At 68.4% G+C, this 16,915-nt stretch carries 11 protein-coding genes; 1 reads left to right on the plus strand and 10 read right to left on the minus strand.

The genetic code is table 11. The annotated features are described in order from the left end of the window. The first annotated feature begins 418 nt into the window (after window positions 1–418). Window positions 419–1,195 carry a transposase family protein gene (locus ABIA33_RS32420; RefSeq protein ID WP_370086626.1) on the plus strand — a complete coding sequence of 259 codons (777 nt, stop codon included), beginning with the start codon at window positions 419–421 and terminating at the stop codon, window positions 1,193–1,195. A gap of 523 nt (window positions 1,196–1,718) precedes the next feature. Here the strand turns inward: ABIA33_RS32420 and ABIA33_RS32425 are convergent. From ABIA33_RS32425 to ABIA33_RS32470, 10 genes are all read right to left on the minus strand, one after another. Then, complete coding sequence (locus tag ABIA33_RS32425; protein ID WP_370086628.1) at window positions 1,719–4,772, minus strand: tetratricopeptide repeat protein; 3,054 nt, start codon at window positions 4,770–4,772, stop codon at window positions 1,719–1,721. A gap of 733 nt (window positions 4,773–5,505) precedes the next feature. Further along, window positions 5,506–6,894: a tyrosine-type recombinase/integrase gene (locus ABIA33_RS32430; protein WP_370086630.1), complete on the minus strand. Its 1,389-nt coding sequence runs from the start codon at window positions 6,892–6,894 to the stop codon at window positions 5,506–5,508. A 31-nt stretch (window positions 6,895–6,925) separates the two neighbouring features. Then, window positions 6,926–8,278 carry a helix-turn-helix domain-containing protein gene (locus ABIA33_RS32435; RefSeq protein ID WP_370086632.1) on the minus strand — a complete coding sequence of 451 codons (1,353 nt, stop codon included), beginning with the start codon at window positions 8,276–8,278 and terminating at the stop codon, window positions 6,926–6,928. 56 nt (window positions 8,279–8,334) lie between these two features. Beyond that, on the minus strand, window positions 8,335–9,177 hold the full coding sequence (locus tag ABIA33_RS32440; protein WP_370086634.1) for a class I SAM-dependent methyltransferase: 843 nt from the start codon (window positions 9,175–9,177) through the stop codon (window positions 8,335–8,337). A gap of 172 nt (window positions 9,178–9,349) precedes the next feature. Beyond that, complete coding sequence (locus ABIA33_RS32445) at window positions 9,350–10,321, minus strand: alpha/beta hydrolase (RefSeq protein ID WP_370086636.1); 972 nt, start codon at window positions 10,319–10,321, stop codon at window positions 9,350–9,352. 231 nt (window positions 10,322–10,552) lie between these two features. Continuing rightward, the gene (locus ABIA33_RS32450; RefSeq protein ID WP_370086639.1) at window positions 10,553–11,998 is read right to left on the minus strand and encodes an aldehyde dehydrogenase family protein; all 1,446 of its coding nucleotides are present in this window, start codon (window positions 11,996–11,998) and stop codon (window positions 10,553–10,555) included. A gap of 69 nt (window positions 11,999–12,067) precedes the next feature. Then, entirely contained in the window at window positions 12,068–12,814 is a 747-nt protein-coding gene (locus tag ABIA33_RS32455; protein ID WP_370086641.1) for an SDR family oxidoreductase, read from the minus strand. An 84-nt stretch (window positions 12,815–12,898) separates the two neighbouring features. Further along, window positions 12,899–13,213: a hypothetical protein gene (locus tag ABIA33_RS32460; protein ID WP_370086643.1), complete on the minus strand. Its 315-nt coding sequence runs from the start codon at window positions 13,211–13,213 to the stop codon at window positions 12,899–12,901. 101 nt (window positions 13,214–13,314) lie between these two features. Beyond that, on the minus strand, window positions 13,315–15,477 hold the full coding sequence (locus ABIA33_RS32465) for an MMPL family transporter (RefSeq protein WP_370086645.1): 2,163 nt from the start codon (window positions 15,475–15,477) through the stop codon (window positions 13,315–13,317). A gap of 109 nt (window positions 15,478–15,586) precedes the next feature. Next, window positions 15,587–16,912, minus strand: coding sequence for a carotenoid oxygenase family protein (locus ABIA33_RS32470; protein WP_370086647.1), 1,326 nt, complete (start codon window positions 16,910–16,912; stop codon window positions 15,587–15,589). Window positions 16,913–16,915: the final 3 nt, after the last annotated feature.

Below are 16,915 nucleotides of genomic sequence, written 5' to 3' on the forward strand. Positions count from 1 at the left end.
CAAATACCCCCCGCGGCCGTTGGCCACCATCCACGGGCTCGACTCCCGATCAGCCGAGACTACGACCACTGGCTACCGCACACCACGCCGTAAGAACGATGCGATCTCCGCCACCATGAACCCGGTCGCGGACTACGTCCCGTACTTTCGGAATCGGCATTGGCGACTGGAGATCTCGCGTACCGTCCCGTTCCTCACTTCTGACGCCCCGCTTGTCCTGTGGAGGCCTCCTTCCAAGGAGGATGACTACAGAGGCTTCGGCCTCCTGGAAGGCTATTCAGAACCCTTCGCGGTGGTCTGAACCGCTGTGAGGTGGTCTGGACCGGTTCGCGGGGGCTGGCGGTGGCGCGGACGTGACCGGTCCCCTCGGCGTAGCGTACGACGTGACACCCATCAGCACGAGCGCGCGGGGGGACCGATGCGCTTCCACCGTACAACCGGCCTGAGCCCACATCAGCTGGACGTCCTGCTCTCCTGCGTGGAGCGGGCGGTCCCCGACTGGGACAAGCCGACGGGCCGTCCGCACGCGCTGCCGCTGTGGAAGGCGGTGGTCGTGCTCTGCTTCCTCCTGCGTCACAACAACGCGCAGGTCCTGGCCGCCGAACTGTTCGAGATCTCCCAGCCCACGGTCTCGCGCTACAGCACCCGGTTACGCCCTGTGGTGCGCGACGCGATCAAGGAGTTGGGGTTCGGGCTCGCCCGGCTACCCCGGGACGAGCCGGTCCCGGTGGACGGATTCCTCGCCGAGTGCTGGGACTGGAAGGCCGCTGAACAGCTGTTCTCCAAGAAGCACAGGCGGTCCGGGCGCAACGTCCAGGTCGTCTCGGACACCCGGGGCCGGCTGCGGGAGGTCGGGGCGCCGCTGCCGGGGGCCCGCCACGACGCCTACGCCTACGTCGCCTCGGGCATCAACGCCAAGATCCAGAAGTACCGTCACCGGCTCGGCGACAAGGGCTACCAGGGCAGCGACCTGCTCACCCCCTACAAGAAGCCGCCGCACCGCAAGCTGACCGACGTGGAGAAGGCGAGCAACCGCGCGCACTCCCAGATCCGCTCCGCCGTCGAACGCTGCATCGGGCACCTGGAGAACTGGAAGATCCTCGGCGGCTGCTACCGCGGCCCCCTCGACCGCTTCCCCGAAACCCTCGAAACCGTCGTCCAACTCGAACTCCTGCGGACCTACGAACCCGCCTGACCCAAGATCACGCCAACGCGAACCTCATGATCGGCAGAGTTCTGAATAGCCTTCCTGGATGCCGACCAGATCAGGTTTCCTCTCAGCCCGCACCAACAGTTGGTTCTCACCCGCGGTTCGGGCACCGCCGTGGCAGAGGTGAAGCCAATTCGCGTGGCGAAGTGCAATGCGGACCTCGCCGATGCTTGCGAGCGGGTAGTCATCGGGCACCCGGATTCGCATCTGTCGCTGGACAAGCTGGACCTGACGCAACGCGGGCCGACTCTGCGATTCCCTTTGGCGCCCGGCTTGATTGGCCCTCCAGGCGGCCGCCGTCAGTCGATGGATGACGTGATCCATCTATGGACGACCCGCCGCTGACTGCCGCGCGGGGCACATCGCCGGAGCGGGTCGAAGAGGTGCCAGGTTGATCTTCGACCCGCTCTCAAGAATAGCGCCCGATTCGCTCGCGTTTCCATTCAGGGAAACCAAATCAATTTGACTCCCAATCAGATCCAAAGTAATCACGATGCTGTCGTCTCTATCACTCACCACCTGCGCCACCCATCATCTCCAGTATCCGAGCCATAATGGAATCCAATGAATCCACGCCTAGCAGCCGTGCTATTTCTGGCACCATGTCCTGGATAGCCGCGCCATCCTCTCCCTCCCCGGATGGATGCGGCACGATGGGCTGCTGAAATACCGCCATTTCGAAAACCTCAGGCCCCAGTCCTTGCAGCAGCTCCAGCAGCCCCTCTAGCAATGTCGGGGCACCGCCAGTGAGACTCGATCCGAAGACGGTCCTGGCCTGGATAGCCAGGGCGATCAACCGATCCGGGTCCAGCTCGCGCGCAAAATCCCGGATGACTCCTGCCAAGGATTCGGGGTCCACCAACTGGGCCAGACCCCTCAACAGCAGGTCGAGGTCCGTAGGTTCCTGCGAGGGGAGCATGAGGGCGGAGAGGTCGCCCCGGGCCGCCAGCGTGCCGAGCCGGTCGAGCCCGAGCACGGGAGCGAAGAGATGGAGCCGTTGCCTGAGATCGCTGGCGTCCATGGCCTCCCCGCGCATAATCGAGAGAGCACTTTGGGAAGTAACGGCGCCCACCGCGTCTGGGCCCATAGCGCGAAGCATGTCCGACACCAACTGCTGCATCGCCTCTTCTGCCCAAGCGACGTCTCCGCCTTGGCGGCGCCAGTGGATGAGGACAGCGCGAGCATTCAAAGAGTCAGGATGACTCGCCCCGAGTGCTCGCTCCAGGTCCGGCATTAGGTGATCGAAAGCAGAGATCGCCCCAGCGATATCACCGGCCTGCCCCTGCCAATTGGCCAGGCCCGCTCGGGCTCCGAGAGTCATGGGGTGATCCGGGCCGAGCACCCTCATCAGATCCGGCAGCAATTGCCCCAGCCCGGAGGCGGCTTCGGCGATGTCCCCGGCCTCGCCTCTCCACACTGCGAGATGCGCTCGGGCTACCAGAGTTTCGGGGTGGTCAGGGTCCATCACTCGCAACCGGTCCTCCAGGACCTGTTCAGAGACGATGACCGTGCTCTCAATATCCCCTGACTGCCCCTGCCAGTAGGCAAGCCCGTTCCTCATCGCGAGAGTTACAGGGTGGTCCGGCCCCAGTGCCAGCTCCGTAGCTGGCAGGAGCTGTTCATAATCGGCAACCGCCTCGATGGTCTTTCCCGCCTGGCCCCGCAGAAAAGCCAGGTTGCCACGGGCCACCAGTGTCTCCGGATGGTCGGAACCCACTGCACGCGCCAGGTCCTCAAGGAGTTCTTCTGTAGCGGTTACAGACCTCGCGATATCCCCTGCCTGCCCCTGCCATATTGCCAGCGAGCTTCGCGCTACCAGGGTGGCGGGATGGCTGGGACCTAGTGCCACCTCCAGTGCCGGCAGGAACTGTTCATAATCGGCGACCGCCTGGCCGATGTCACCCATCTGCCCACGCCGTTGGGCAAGGTTGATCCGGGCCGTGAGTGTGAGGGGGTGCCCTGGCCCCACTATCCGCGCCAGGTCTTGGACCAGGAGTGTCAGCGCGGTCGCGGCTCCACTGACATCCCCGGCATGGCCCTGCCAGACGGCCAGGTGAAGCCGGGCACTCAGTGTGTCGAGGTGCCATGGCCCCATGAGGTGCTCAGCGGTCTCGGCGAGATCCCGCAGGTAGGTGGTGGCGGACGTGACCTGACCGGTCTCTCCCATGCTCTGGCCGGCGCGGTGAAGCACATCGTGAACGCCAGGCCGGAAGAGCGCGTCCCCTGCATGGCGAGTCAAGGCCATGACGTTGGCTCGCAGGGACTCTGCCAAAACGCTATCTCGTGCCACCTCGGGCCACGTCACGAGGAGGCTGTCAGCCACGACGCGGGCAAGCCAATCCCGGTGTCCCGGTGTCAGCGGGTCGCGAACAGCCCGTTGGACGAGTTGGTGGATGCGCACAGTCTGTTGCAGAGTGCCAGGGATGTGGTCGATGAGCGTTAGCCGATGGAGCACCCGAAGCGCTCGGTACGCCTCGTCGGCAGTGACAAGCAACTGCACGTCCTCCGTCCAGTCGTCACCGGGCGTCCAACGAGTACGCCGGATAGTCAGGTATGTCAGCACGGGTACGCTGAAAAGGACTTCGGCCGGGATAGCGTTCGGATTGAGGACAGCAGCAAGTTCAAGCATGGGGCGGGCCAGTCCGACGGGGCGGAGCTGGTCCGCGCGCTCTACGGACAGCGACCAGGCCGCGGCCACGGTGGCCGACTGGTCATCGGGCAATGCGTCCTGCTCGGGGAGCACGTCGGCCAGAGCAACTACTCGGTCGGCCAGCAGCTTTCGATACTCAGCAACGTTCAGGCCGTCATCGAGCACGTACGCGGCAGCCTGGGACAGGGCGAGCGGCAGGTAACCCAGATCCTGCGCCAGACCTGCGATCTGCGACGCAGAATCTTGACGACCGAAGGCTTCGAGTTTGGTGCTCAGATAGGCGCTGGCCTCGGCAGGAGCAAAGAGGCCGACCTCGATGCGGTGCCGCTTGGACCCGACGAGACTTGAGTCGCGTCGCCGCGTAGACACCACCACCCTGCCTTCCGGACGTTCAGGCGGCCATAGCCCACGCAGATCGGCCGGATCGGCGACATCATCCAGCACAATGAGCCATCGGCGCTCACAGATCTGGGTCCAGGTCAGGAAGCGCGACGCGGCTTCCTCCGGGGCCCCCGGGGTGGCGTCTGCCACCTCTACGCCCGCCCTCCCGTAGCCCGCGATGATCGCCTCCCGACTTGAGGCGGTGATCCACACCAAGAGGTCGACATCGTTCGCGTTCCAGACCGCGCGGGCGTAGTGCGCTGCGAGCTGGCTCTTGCCCACACCCCCGGTTCCGACCAGGACAGCGGATCCTCCAACGACCAGGGCTCCATCCAGTAGGGCCACTTCGTCGCGACTTTGGAAGCAGTCTGCTTCCCTGGGCAGTACACCGACCTGTTGAGGCCACGACTCGGGGCGCGGTGGTGGAGCCTGCTGGGTGATGTACTGATCCCGGCCAGCCTGATTGACGATTGCATGGCCAGACGCCTCCGCGTGTTGCTCAACACGAACCGGGCCCTGGTCCTCGCCCATCGTCATCAGTCTGCGTCGGAGAACTGGTCGCCGCCGGTCTGGGTGACATGTGATCGCCCCGATGCCTCCGCCTCCTGGGCGACGTACATCCCCTCCCCTGTACCCTCCTGATGCCCAGGCGTCACCGCCCCTCGGCTGCCCCCGACCTGATCGACTTGCGCTTGATCAGAGGCGGCCACGCGCTGGGTGACCGTCGTGCGCACTTGAGGCGGGGTGTCTTCCTCACGCGCAGCCCACCACCCGGTCGCAGCACCTGCAGCGCTGGCGGCCACCGTGGCAAACGCCGCAGCAACAACCCAGCGGTCAGCCTCCACATGCGGCATCCAGGAGAAGCCCGCGAGCCGTACAGCCCAGAGTGCCACACCAAAGACGACCATCGTTGTTAGTACTGCCACTGACCATCTAGCCGAGCGGCGCATTGTTCCCCCAGTTGAAATCCCCTTGAACGGCCTCTGCGCACAATGCTGCCTCCCAGCGGCCCTGACCTATCGTCAGTATCCCAATGATCGCGTCGCGGTGACGGTCCCTTACGCCAATTCGACCAGGCTGCTTGTCCGCTGCGCATTCGGACAGGGCGCGCAGGCAGCACTTCAGTGAATCCAGCGCCACCGAAATGCCGAAGCCCCTTGCAGACCAGCGCGGCGCCGCCAGCCACAGGGCGCGCAGTCGAACCCGCGCACGGCGGTCCGCGACGCCCGCTCTGGGAGGGGCAGTCCTCGCGGTCGTCTCCGCATCAGCCGACACCCTCGCAGTCGGCTTCAACCCCGTCCTCCGCCTGCCGGGCAAGCGCGGTGAATGCGGTAACCCGCACGCCTTCCGCCACGACGGGCGGATGGGCGTAGGTGTCCCAGGTGATCGAGAAGCGGCGGTGGCGTGACAGGGCCTGTACGGTCTTGGGGTCGAAGTGGCCTGATGCCGCGAGCGCTGAGGTGTAGAAGTGCTTGAGGTCGTGAAAGTGAAGCCGTGGGTCCAACCCTGCCGCATCAGCGGCTAGCCGGAACTGGGCATGGAAGTCGTTGCGTTGCACCGGACGCCCGCACCGGTTCAGCACCAGCAACCTGGACGCAGGGGGCGGCTGCATCCCGCGCCGCACCCGGCGGGCAGCCGTCGCAGCGGACACCGGAACGTGCCAGCGGGACCAGTGCGCGGCGATCTTGTCCAGCAGAAGTCGGTCCACCGGTAGGTCTGCGTACGAGGACTTGGTCTTGAGCGTCTCATCCTCCACTCCGTTTTGAACCTGCTGTTCGATCCACAATGCCCCCTCCAGAAACCGCACCCGGTCGATAGTCAGCCCGAATGCCTCGGCAGGTCGCAGGCCGGCGAGGGCAACGATCCAGATCAGGATCGCGTAGCGGGGGGTTATCGCGGCAGCCAAGCGCTCCAGTTCCTCCCACGTCAGCAGGACCGGCTTGCGCTTGTGGCTGCGCGGACGCAGGCGCAGACAGGGGTTGGGGCCCTCATGGGCCTCGTAGACGTCGATGGCGGCTGTCAGCACCGCGGACAGCACGGCGAAGACACTCACCTGCGAGTTGGTTCGCAGGCCGCTGTGCTCCTTCAGCCAGGTCCGGAACCCGACGATGTCCTTGCGGCGAATCGTACGAACTTTGCGGGCGGCACCGAAATGCCCCAGCACGTGTGTACGCAGCTTGTTGCCGTACCCCTCCAAGGTGCGCAGGTTCAAGGTGCTGTCCCGCAGGAAGCGTTCGACCAACTGTCCGAGGGTGATGTCCGGGCCCAGCGGCCCGTACAGCGCCGCACCGTCTCGAAGCCGCCCCCGCAGGAGCAGCACCCGGGCATCGGCGTCGAAGCGATCCGCGTAGGACTGCGCGGGGATCTGGTGTCCCTCGATGTAGCCGCGGACCTGCCAGCGGCCGCCCTTGTCGTGGGCAGCGGAGGCGACCAGGCCGTGCTGCGGACATGTCTTCGCTCGGGCCGGCGGATGCTTCAGGTGCCACAGGTCGTGGACATAGGGTTCAGTGGTCTGTCGAGGCAACAGTGCATCCATCCGCCGCGGGTCTTCAGGGAGGGGGTACCCAGGACGGGTGCACCGCAATGATGCGTAGCTGATGCTTCGGCGTGCGGAGCTCGGCGGGCGCCGATTCGGGCAGCGCATGGTGATCATGAGCTGCCCTGGGCGCGGGGCGCGCTTCCGGTCATTCCAGGCAGGTCACGTGGTTCGCCGCGGCCCAGGTCGTGATGGCCGGGTTGAGCTTCGCAGACCAGCCGGACAGGCGGATCTCACCGGCCGCGGTCAGAGGGTGGGCCTCGGGCAATCCGTAGGCCTGGACGAGTTCGTCCGCCAGCAGGGAGGCTGCCTGCACGAGTGGCCCTCCGGTGTCGGCCAGGTCGTCCAGCAGAGCGGTCACGGAGGCCTGAGCGCAGGGGCAGTAGAGCGTTCCTCGCGTCAGGGGGCCGCCGGGAGCCTGGATGCCCAACATGTACTGGGTCCGTTCCCGGGCGATGGGCGGTGAGCTGGGGTGGCTGGGTAGTTCATCGACCAATGACGCCTTGAGCAAGACGGTACCGGCGGCTCCCGCTCGGTCGCGGGCATGCTGGGCGAGGAAGGCCAAGGCGGAGAGCAGGCCGTGGACCAACTCGTCGGCCTGCACAGTCTGGATCTTGTGGTCGAACTCGGTGTGACAGGTCAGCGGCACGGCCGCAGCACCGGAACCGTCACGGTGCAGCTGCATGTAGACGCCCTTGCCGTGATATTCGGGCTGGTCAACGATCAGGCGCCGAGGGCCGACATGGACAGCTCCGAAAGGGGTGTCCAGGGTTCCGAGGTAGGGGCGTGCCTGCAGGAGTTCACTGCGGTGCCGGGCGAAGGCTTCCTGGTTGATGGTCATGTCGCCCGGGGATTCCGGGGTGATGACCACCAGGAGGTTCGGGGTAACCCGCCGTCGGACGGCCACGACGAGGTCGCGTTCGACCTCGGCCAGTCGGTGGTCACGGGCCCCGGCTTGCATGAACCGCTCGCGGTAGGCGGTGGCGACCGTCGCCTCGGAGAGCCAGTCGGTCTTGCTGCCGGAACGGCGCGGGTAGCGCAGGACATCGCGGCTGGGCTTGGTCGGCGGGACAGTAATGGCATGCGGTCCGTAGGGGCTGCGGGGCACCGTCAGCAGCAGGAATCCCTGGCCAGGGGATCGAGGGTTCTCCTTGCGCAAGATCTCGTAGCGCACCGGCGGGGCCGTGTTGCTGGACAGGACCTGTTGCATGTGACGCAGATGGCGATCGTCGAGGTCGACGTCGCGCGGCTTGGAGGGGACGCAGGCGACCTCGGCCATGCCCAGTACCAGGACCCCGCCGATGTGGTTCGCCAGGGCGGTCACATCCTTGGCCAGTTCCTCTCGTCCCTTGTCGTCGGGGGTGTAGTGGGCCGCCTTGTAGTCCAGGTCTTCAGCCTCCGCGGCATCCTGATTACCTATCAGGTCGGCAATGTCCTGGTAGGAGGCTGCATCGAGCAGTCCACCGAAGAGGCCTTCGATCCTACGAGAGCGAAATAGCATCCCCACAAGCTAACGCAGTCCCCAGTTGGGCGTCGGCCGATGCTGTCGGGGATCGGTCAGGCACGTTCCGCGAGCAGTGCGTAGGAGGGCAGCGGCTGGTTTCCGTGTCGGTTGGCCGCAGCGCGAAGCACGTCTGCTTGGCTGGCCAGGAAGTCGCGGGCCAGCCTGGGGAGTTCTTCGAGCCGTTCGGAAGAGTCGATCATCCTCAGGCAGGCGTCAACCTCCCAGTCGGCGTCCTGCATGGACAACGTGTCGACGTCCCGCCTCGCAGTGGGCCGCCATCCGGCAGCGTCAAGGGACCGGGCCAGGGACTCGTATGAGAAGGGTGTGCGTACGTTGCCATTCCCGCGTGCCCCCTGGGCCTCTACCTGGCCTTGAATCAGGACGGCGAGGAGATGGGGCAGCTGTGCGGCGCATTGTGGCTGCAGGGACCACTCCGAGAAGCACAGCCGCCGGGCCCAGGGCCGGGCGCGGTCCAGGGTACGGCGGAGCTGCTCCAGGGAGGCGAAGTACCACGAGCAGTGCGACAGCACGACGTAATCGAACGCGTCGTCCGGAAACTGCGTCGCCTCGTCGAGGACGTTCACGCCGAAGCGGATGTCCATCCGCGACCCCAGCGGCGATGCCTTCAGGAACGCGGCGGACTCCCCCAGGGTGACCGGGGCGCCATAGGACGGATCGGCGATGTCGACCGCGACCACCTGGCCGCCCGCTCCGACCGCGTCCGCGAGTACCGCGGTCATGTCGCCCTGGCCGCAGCCGATCTCCAGGACCGACGCGCCGGCGGGGATGCCCCAGCCCTCCACCAGGTCCATCCGGAAGCGTGTCTGGGTTCGCTGGACCATCGGGTGTCCGGCTCCTGCGGCCATGGCACTGACGATCGTCTCGACCTTGTCCATCGGATTCCAACTCCTTGTCATAGGTAGCGCGGACCCGCCGCTGTGGTCGCGCGGGCCCGTCGGGCATCCGCGATCGGCGGGGTAGGAGGCAGGTCTGTCTGTGCCCTTGGCTTCCGGCGTTCGTCCCAGGCGCACGCAGCGGAAGTGGGGTTCCTGACAGCTGTTCGAGCGGTCAGGCGGGAGGGTTCGGGCCGTGCAGGAGCCGGCTGATGGCGTTCATGCGGTCGGCGGTAATGCGGGCACCGATAGCGGTCCCGGGGATGGCGTGGGCCACGTGGAAGGCGCCGCTGTAGTGGTGCAGCTCGGTCGGGACACCGGCCTGGATCAGCAGGCGGGCATAGTCCAGCCCTTCATCACGGGTGGGATCGACCTGGTAGGCGGTGACGTAGGCGGGCGGCAGGGCGACCAGGTCGGTGAGCTGGGCCCGACCGGGGGCGGCGTACAGCGGTACGTCGGTGTCTCCCGGTCGCGCGGTGCCGCGCAGGTAGTGCTGCCAGCTGAGGGGTGAGTTCGATGCCTGCCAGGTGGGTGTGTCGGGCAGGTGGCGCATGGAGTGGGTCCGCAGCCGGTCATCCACCGTGGGGGCGTCCAGGAACTGGGCGGCCAGGGCCGGCCCGCCGTGGTCCCTGCTGCGCAGGCACAGCGCTGCGGCCAGACCGCCGCCCGAGCTCTCGCCGAGCACGCCGATCCGGTTCGCGTCGATTCCGTGCTCGTGGCCGGCGCTGCCTGCCATCCATCGCAGAGCCGCGTAGCAGTCGTCCAGGGCTGCGGGGTACGGGTCCTCGGGAGCCAGGCGGTACTGCACGTTCAGGACGGCAGTGCCGGTCTGGTCGGCGATACGGCGCGCTGGACCGTCGCCACCGTCCAGGTCGCCCAGGACGTAGGCGCCGCCTTGCAGGTACAGCAGCCCGGGGACCGGGCCGCAGCGGTCGGCGGGCAGGTAGAGGCGTGCGGCTACCGGTGGTGCTCCCTGCTCGCCGGGGATCGCGATGTCCTGGACGGTAAGCGGCCTGGTGGATTCGTAGGCGGCGGCTTGGCCGGAGAACTGGCGGGCGAGTTCGCGCGCTGCCGTCACGTCCCCGAAGTCGACCTTCGGGATGAAGGTTGCGACGGCGGCGAGTTCGCTGTCCAGGACGTAGTCCACGGGGGTGTCTCCTCTTGCTCGAACAGCTCGTTCCGGACCTGGGCCAGGTCCGGGGCGGGCAGCTTGAATGGCGGGTGTGCTTTGCGCGGGTCGCCGCGCCGAGGGCGCCAGAAGGGCCACCGCCCTCGGCGTGGTCGGCGGAGCCCAACCCCGGGGAGGGTGTGCGCCTGAGCCGGCCGCTGACCACGTCACCCCAGCTCACGCTGAGGCGACGTGATCAGAGCGGTGCGGCTATGCCGCGGTCGAGGTGTGCTTGATGGTCAGGGTCTGGGCGTTGGTGAAGGCCAGGACGCCGGCTTGGCCGCTTTCGACGCCGATGCCGGATTGCTTGTGGCCGCCGAAGGGGACCTGGGGGTGCAGGTGCATCGACTCGTTGACCCACACGGTTCCGGCCTGGAGCTGCTGGGCGACGGCGTAGGCGGCTTCGGTGTCGGCGCCCCAGACCGAGGCGCCGAGGCCGAATTCGCTGTCGTTGGCGCGGGTGACGGCGTCGGCGGTGTCGGTGTACTTCAGCAGGGGCAGGACGGGTCCGAACTGCTCCTCGCGCACGATGCGGGCGCTGTCCGGGGGGTTGTCGACCAGCGTGGGCCTGATGAAGTATCCGGCGCTGTCGGGGTCGGGCAGGCCGCCGCTGAGGAAGGGGTAGCCTTGGTCGCGGCAGTCGTTCAGCAGGTCCACGACGGTCTGGTACTGGCGCAGGTTGGACACCGGGCCCAGTTCGACGTTCTCGTCCTGGGCGGGGTCGCCGAGGGTGACGGTGGCGACGAGGTGGGCCAGTTCGCGGGCCAGGGCGTCGTAGATGTCGGCGTGTATGTACAGGCGCTTGGTGGCCAGGCAGATCTGGCCGGTGTTGGCGAACGCGGCCCAGAACAGCTGGGGGGCGACCTGCTTGACGTCCACGTCCGGCAGCACGATGGCCGCGTCGTTGCCGCCCAGTTCCAGGGTGACCCGGGCCAGGTTGGCGGCGGCGCTGGCCATGACGGTGCGCCCGGTCGTGGTGGACCCGGTGAAGCTGATCTTGTCGAAGCCGGGGTGGCTGGTGACGCGCGAGCCCAGGCCGCCGGTTCCGGTGATCACGTTCAGGACGCCGGGGGGCAGTACCTCGCGCAGGACCTCGCCGAGCTTGAGGTTGGCCAGCGGGGTGAACGCCGACGGCTTGAGGATCACGGTGTTGCCCGCCAGCAGCGCCGGGCCGAGTTTGAACGACGCCTGCCCTAGCGGGTAGTTCCACGGCGTGATGGCCGCCACGACCCCCAGCGGCACGTGCCGTGTGATCGACCGGCGCTCGGAGTCGTCCTGGTTGACGGTTTCGACCAAGGGGATGTCGGCGGTGGCGCGCAGCCAGTAGGCCAGGCCGGCGACCTCGGCGCGGGCGACGGGGCGGGGCTTGCCCTGCTCCTGGACGACCAGGTCGGCGAGCAGTTCGGTGTGGGCCTCGATGGTGTCGGCCATCGTTCGCAGGTACTGGCGGCGATCTTCCAGCGCGAGGGCGGCCCAGGCGGGGAAGGCGGCGCGGGCGGCGGCGACGGCCTGGTCGAGCTGCTCGTCGGAGCAGTGCGGGGCAAGCGCCAGGAACGTGCCGGTGACGGGGTTGGTGACGTTGAATTCGGTGGCGCCTGCGACGGGCCGACCGTCGATGGTCATGGTGAACGTCTGGTCGGATGCGGGGATGTGCACGGTTCTCCTGGTCACGGCCCGGCGAGGCGGGCCGCTGTGTCGCTGTACGTGGCGCGGTCGGGGGTGGGGTCAGTTCTGGACGGTGGGGCGGACGACGATCTCGCTGACGTCCACGGCGTGGGGCTGGGCGATGGCGTAGCCGATGGCCTCGGCGATGGCGGAGGCGGGCAGGCCGATCTGTGCGGTGGCGGCGCGTGCGGCGCCCTGGGCCTGGGCGTCGCCGCCCTGGTCGGCGAGTTCGGACTGGGTGAAGCCGGGGCTGACGACGGTGACGCGTACTGCGGTGTTCTCCTGGCGCAGGCCCTCGGACAGGGCTCGGACGGCGAACTTGGTGGCGCAGTAGACGGCGGCGGTGGGGTCGACGCGGTAGGCGGCGGTGGAGGCGATGTTGATGATGTGGCCGGTGCCCTGGGTCTTCATGGCGGGCAGGACGGCGGCGATGCCGTGCAGGACTCCGCGCAGGTTGACGTCGATCATCTGGTTCCACTCCTGGATGTGGAGGGCGTCCAGCGGGGACAGCGGCATCACCCCGGCGTTGTTGACCAGGACGTCGATGCGGCCGTGGCGGGCCAGTGCACCGTCGGCGAACGCGGTGACGCTGTCCAGGCGGGTGACGTCGAGTTCGGCGTACTCGGCGCTGTGCCCGGCTTCGGTGAGCTCCTTGACCAGCAGGGTGAGGCGGTCAACGCGGCGGGCGCCGAGGACGACGTGGTGTCCGGCGGCGGCAAGGTGGCGGGCGGTGGCCTCGCCGATGCCGCTGGAGGCACCGGTCACCAGGACGATCTTGCGGGCGGAAGCGGTGGTGGTGGAAGTCATTGGGTTCTCCGGTTCGGTACGGCGGTGGGTGGTGGAGCGGCGTCCGCGGCGGCGGGGGGCGGGGTGTCTGCCCCTGGCAGCGGGTCAGCCGCCGGGCTGTTCGATGTGCTGCAGGACGTCGGTGAGCTGCCAGTCGACGCTGCCCTGGTCGATAGTGGCGTGCACGGGCGAGTCGCCCATGACGCCGGTGATTCCGGCGGCGCCGGCGCGGGCGTGGGCCATGGTGTCGTAGGCCACGATGTCGATGACGGTGCCGTCCTGGGTCACGGCGATGCGCCGCCACTGGAAGCCGGGCTGGTTGCGCAGGTAGTCGTTGATGTCGGCGTTGGCGGTGATGAAGTCCTGCGCGGTCAGTCCGGGCGCGGGCCGCAGGGTGGATACTTCAAGCACGTCGGGCATGAGTGGTTCCTCTGCTTTCTGGTGTGCGGGCGGGTGGTTGCTGGTGCCGGTCACCGTGCGTGCGGCAGTCCCGGCCCGGGTGGCCCGGATGCGGCGGGGGGTCATGCTTCGGCGAGGGCGATGCGTCGGTGGAGTCGGCGCAGGGGGGCCGGGCAGTACCAGTTGGCGTCGCCCAGGATCCGCAGGGCGGCCGGCAGCAGGACAGCGCGCACCAGGGTGGCGTCGAGCACGATGGCCAGTCCGGCGCCGATGCCGAACATCTGCAGGAAACTCACGGTTCCGGCGGCGAAGGCCAGCAGGCTGACCGCCAGCAAGGCGGCCGCGGCGGAGACGATGCGTCCGGTGCGGGCCAGGCCAGTGGTGACCGCTTCCGCGGTGGGCATGCCGCGGTCGTGCAGTTCCTTGATCCGGCTGATCAGGAAGACCTCGTAGTCCATCGACAGGCCGAAGGCGATGCACAGGAACAGGATCAGCATCGACATGTCCATGGGGCGGGCCGTGAACGCCAGCGCTCCTCCGCCGTGGCCATCCTGGAACATCCACACCAGCACCCCGGCGGTGCCCGACAGCGTCAGCGCGTTGAACAGCAGCGCCCGAAGGGGCTGCAGCAAGCTGCCGGTGAATGCGAACAGCAGCAGCAGGGTGCTGGCGATGATGATCAAGGCGGCGTAAGGCAGGTGCGCGCCGATGGAGGCACTCGTGTCGACCAGATCCGCGTCCGGTCCCCCGACCAAGCGATCGACCCCGGCCGGCCCCGATACCGCGCGCACCTTCGCCACCAGATCCTGAGCCGCCGGGGACTTGGCCGCAAGGGACGTGGAGAGCACCAGACGCTGGGCGTGCGGGCGCCCCAGTGTGGTGGGGTCCAGGGAGGGGGTGGTGGGTGTCCCGTCGCGGAAGCTTCCGGTGCTGCTGTCCACGGCCAGCACCCCGGGCAGCTGGGACAGGCTGCGGGCGTAGGCGCCCAGTGCGGTCGGCGGGACGGCGGTGGTGGTGACCACGTCGACCTGGTCGCCCTGCCCGCTGAAGTCAGCCGCGAGGCGGTCGCTGACCTGCCGGCTGGACGTGTCCTTGGGCAGCACGCCCTGGTCGGGCGTCCCCAGCTGGGCATGGGTGAGCGGCAAGGCCAGGAACAGCAGCAGCAACACGGCCGGGACCGCGTAGCGGGCGGGTCGGCGCTGGACGGCGGTGGTGGTGCGGCGCCAGATCCGGGACTCGCCACCGCGGGTGGCGGCGGCCGACCAGGGGATCTTGCCCTTGTTGACCCGGGTGCCCAGCACGGAGAGCAGCGCGGGCAGGACAAGCAGGGCGGTGGCGGCGGAGATCAGGACGACGCCGATGCCCGCGTAGGCGAAGGAGCGCAGGAAGTACTGCGGGAACACCAGCAGTGAGGTCAGGGCGCTGGCGACGGTGGCGGCGGCGAACAGCACGGTGCGCCCGGCGCTGGCGACGGTGGCGGCCAGGGCCTCGGGGACGGGCTGGCCCTGGGCGAGTTGTTCGCGGAAGCGGCTGACCAGCAGCAGGGAGTAGTCGATGCCCAGTCCCAGGCCCAGCGCGGTGGTCATGTTGATGGAGAACTCGGACACGCTGGTCACCGAGCCGACCAGGTACAGCTCGGCGAAGGTGCCCATGATCGCGATGGTGCCGACCAGGAGCGGCAGCAGTGCTGCGACCAGGCTGCCGAAGACGAACAGCAGCAGGATCGTGGTCAGCGGGACCGCGATGGCCTCGGCGCGCAGCAGGCTGGTGGTGACCTGGTCGTTGATGTCGACCGAGGCCGCTGCGCCGCCTCCGGCCTGGATCGTGGCGGCGGCGCTGGGGACGGCGTAGCGGACGATGAGTTGCTTGGCGCGGGTGGTCGACTGGTCGTCGTCGCCGGTGACGTGCACGGCGACGATGGCCTGGGTGTCGTCGTGGGAGCGCAGCGCCGGTGCGTTGCTCGTCCAGTAGGACACGACCGCGTCCACGCCCGGCTCACCGCTCAGGTGTTGGGCCAGGGTGCGTCCGGTGGCGGCTGCGGCGGGGGTGTCGACGGTTCCGGTGGTGGCGTGCAGGAGGAACACCAGGTTGGTCCGGCCGCCGAACTGGGTGTCGATGACCTGTTCGGCGCGGGTGGCCTCGGCATGGGGGTCGTTGAAGCCGCCGCCCTTGAGCTGGCCGAACGCCCCGATGCCCAGGGCGGTGCAAAGGGTGAGGGCCAGTGCGGCCAGGACCAGGACGAGTCTGGCGCGTCGGTGGATGAAGGTGCCGTAGCGGTACAGCAAGGTGATGGGGCCTGCTTTCGAACGGGACGGTGGGCGGGGGGCGTGCTGCAGCTGCCGCGCGGCTGGGCAGTAGGCCCGCAGGCGGAGCTGGTCAGCGGCTGCGGTGCGGTCAGTGGTCGGGGAGCCAGTTGCCGTGGAAGCCGGCCGGGACGCGGCGCGGCAGGTGGACGGTGGCCAGGGTGTGGAGGTGTTCGGCGTCGAGGATTTCCAGGTCGCTGCGGTCGGTGGCGGCGTGGATGAACGCCATCAGGTAGCCGGGGCCACCGGCGTGGGTGTCGGCCGGGGCGAAGACGGCCTCTCCCGGGGTGCGCCCGGGACCCATGAGGCGACTGGTGACGGCCCCGGTGTGCAGGTCGTAGCGCAGTACCGCACCTTGGCGCTGTTCGCTGCCGGGGGTGCGGGTGGCGCTGGCGTGGCCGTAGCGCGAGGGCAGGCCGGCCAGGCGGTCGTCGATACGGGGGAACTCGGCCGGGCGGTCGTCCAGTTGCTCTTCGCGCACGGTGCAGGTGGCCAGGTTCACGGTCCAGCGCCACAGCGTTCCGTGGGCGTCGACCTGGACACCGTCGCCGAGCCGGTCGTAGCGGATCGCGTGCAGGACCAGGCGTTCGCCTTCCTCGTGGGCGTTGAGGGTGTGGAAGACGTAGCAGGGGTCGATCTCGAACCAGCGCACCGGGCTGTAGGGGTCGGTACGGTCCAGGACGCCCAGGCGCGCGCCGTAGCCGGGATCCCAGGTGTAGGGCAGGCCGGGTTCTCCGGACAGGGCCTTGGGCAGGTCGAAGACCAAGGGCAGGTCCATGAACACGACGTGGCCGGAGGTGAGGTGGAAGTCGTGCATCATCGTCGGCGCGCCCACCTCGACCGGCCGACTGACCGTCAGCTGCCCGGCCGCGTCGGCTCGGTGGTAGGTCAGGAACGGGGCGTCGGGCGCACCGTAGCCGAAGAAGTGGAGCTCTCCGGTGGTGGGGCAGGTCTTGGGGTGGGCGGTCATCGGGGTGCGCAGCCGGCCCCCGAAGTCGTAGACCCCCAGGGTGTCCAGTTCGCAGCCCGGGGCCATGTCGAGCTGGTAGGGGTAGGAGGACTCGACCAGCGCCAGGGTGCGCCCGGCATGCCGGACCACGTGGGTGTTCGCCGCGCCGGCGGTCAGGTCCAGGTTCCCGTGGCTGTCGTGGAGCCGGGCCCCGGTGCGCAGGCTCTCGGTGCGCACCCAGCGGTTGCGGTAGGCGGTGGCCCGGCCGGATTCCAGGCGGATGCCGTGGACCATGCCGTCGCCCAGGAACCAGTGCGCGGAGGAAGCCTGCTGGGGGTTGGGACCGTTGCGCAGGTACCAGCCGGTCAGGTCGGGCGGGATGGTTCCGGTGACGGGCAGGTCGGTCAGGGTGGCCTCGTCGGCGACGGGCGCGAAGTTGCCCAGCAGGTGCGGTGCGGTGGTGGTCATCGG

The organism is Streptacidiphilus sp. MAP12-16 (genome assembly GCF_041262165.1).
GTDB lineage: Bacteria > Actinomycetota > Actinomycetes > Streptomycetales > Streptomycetaceae > Streptacidiphilus.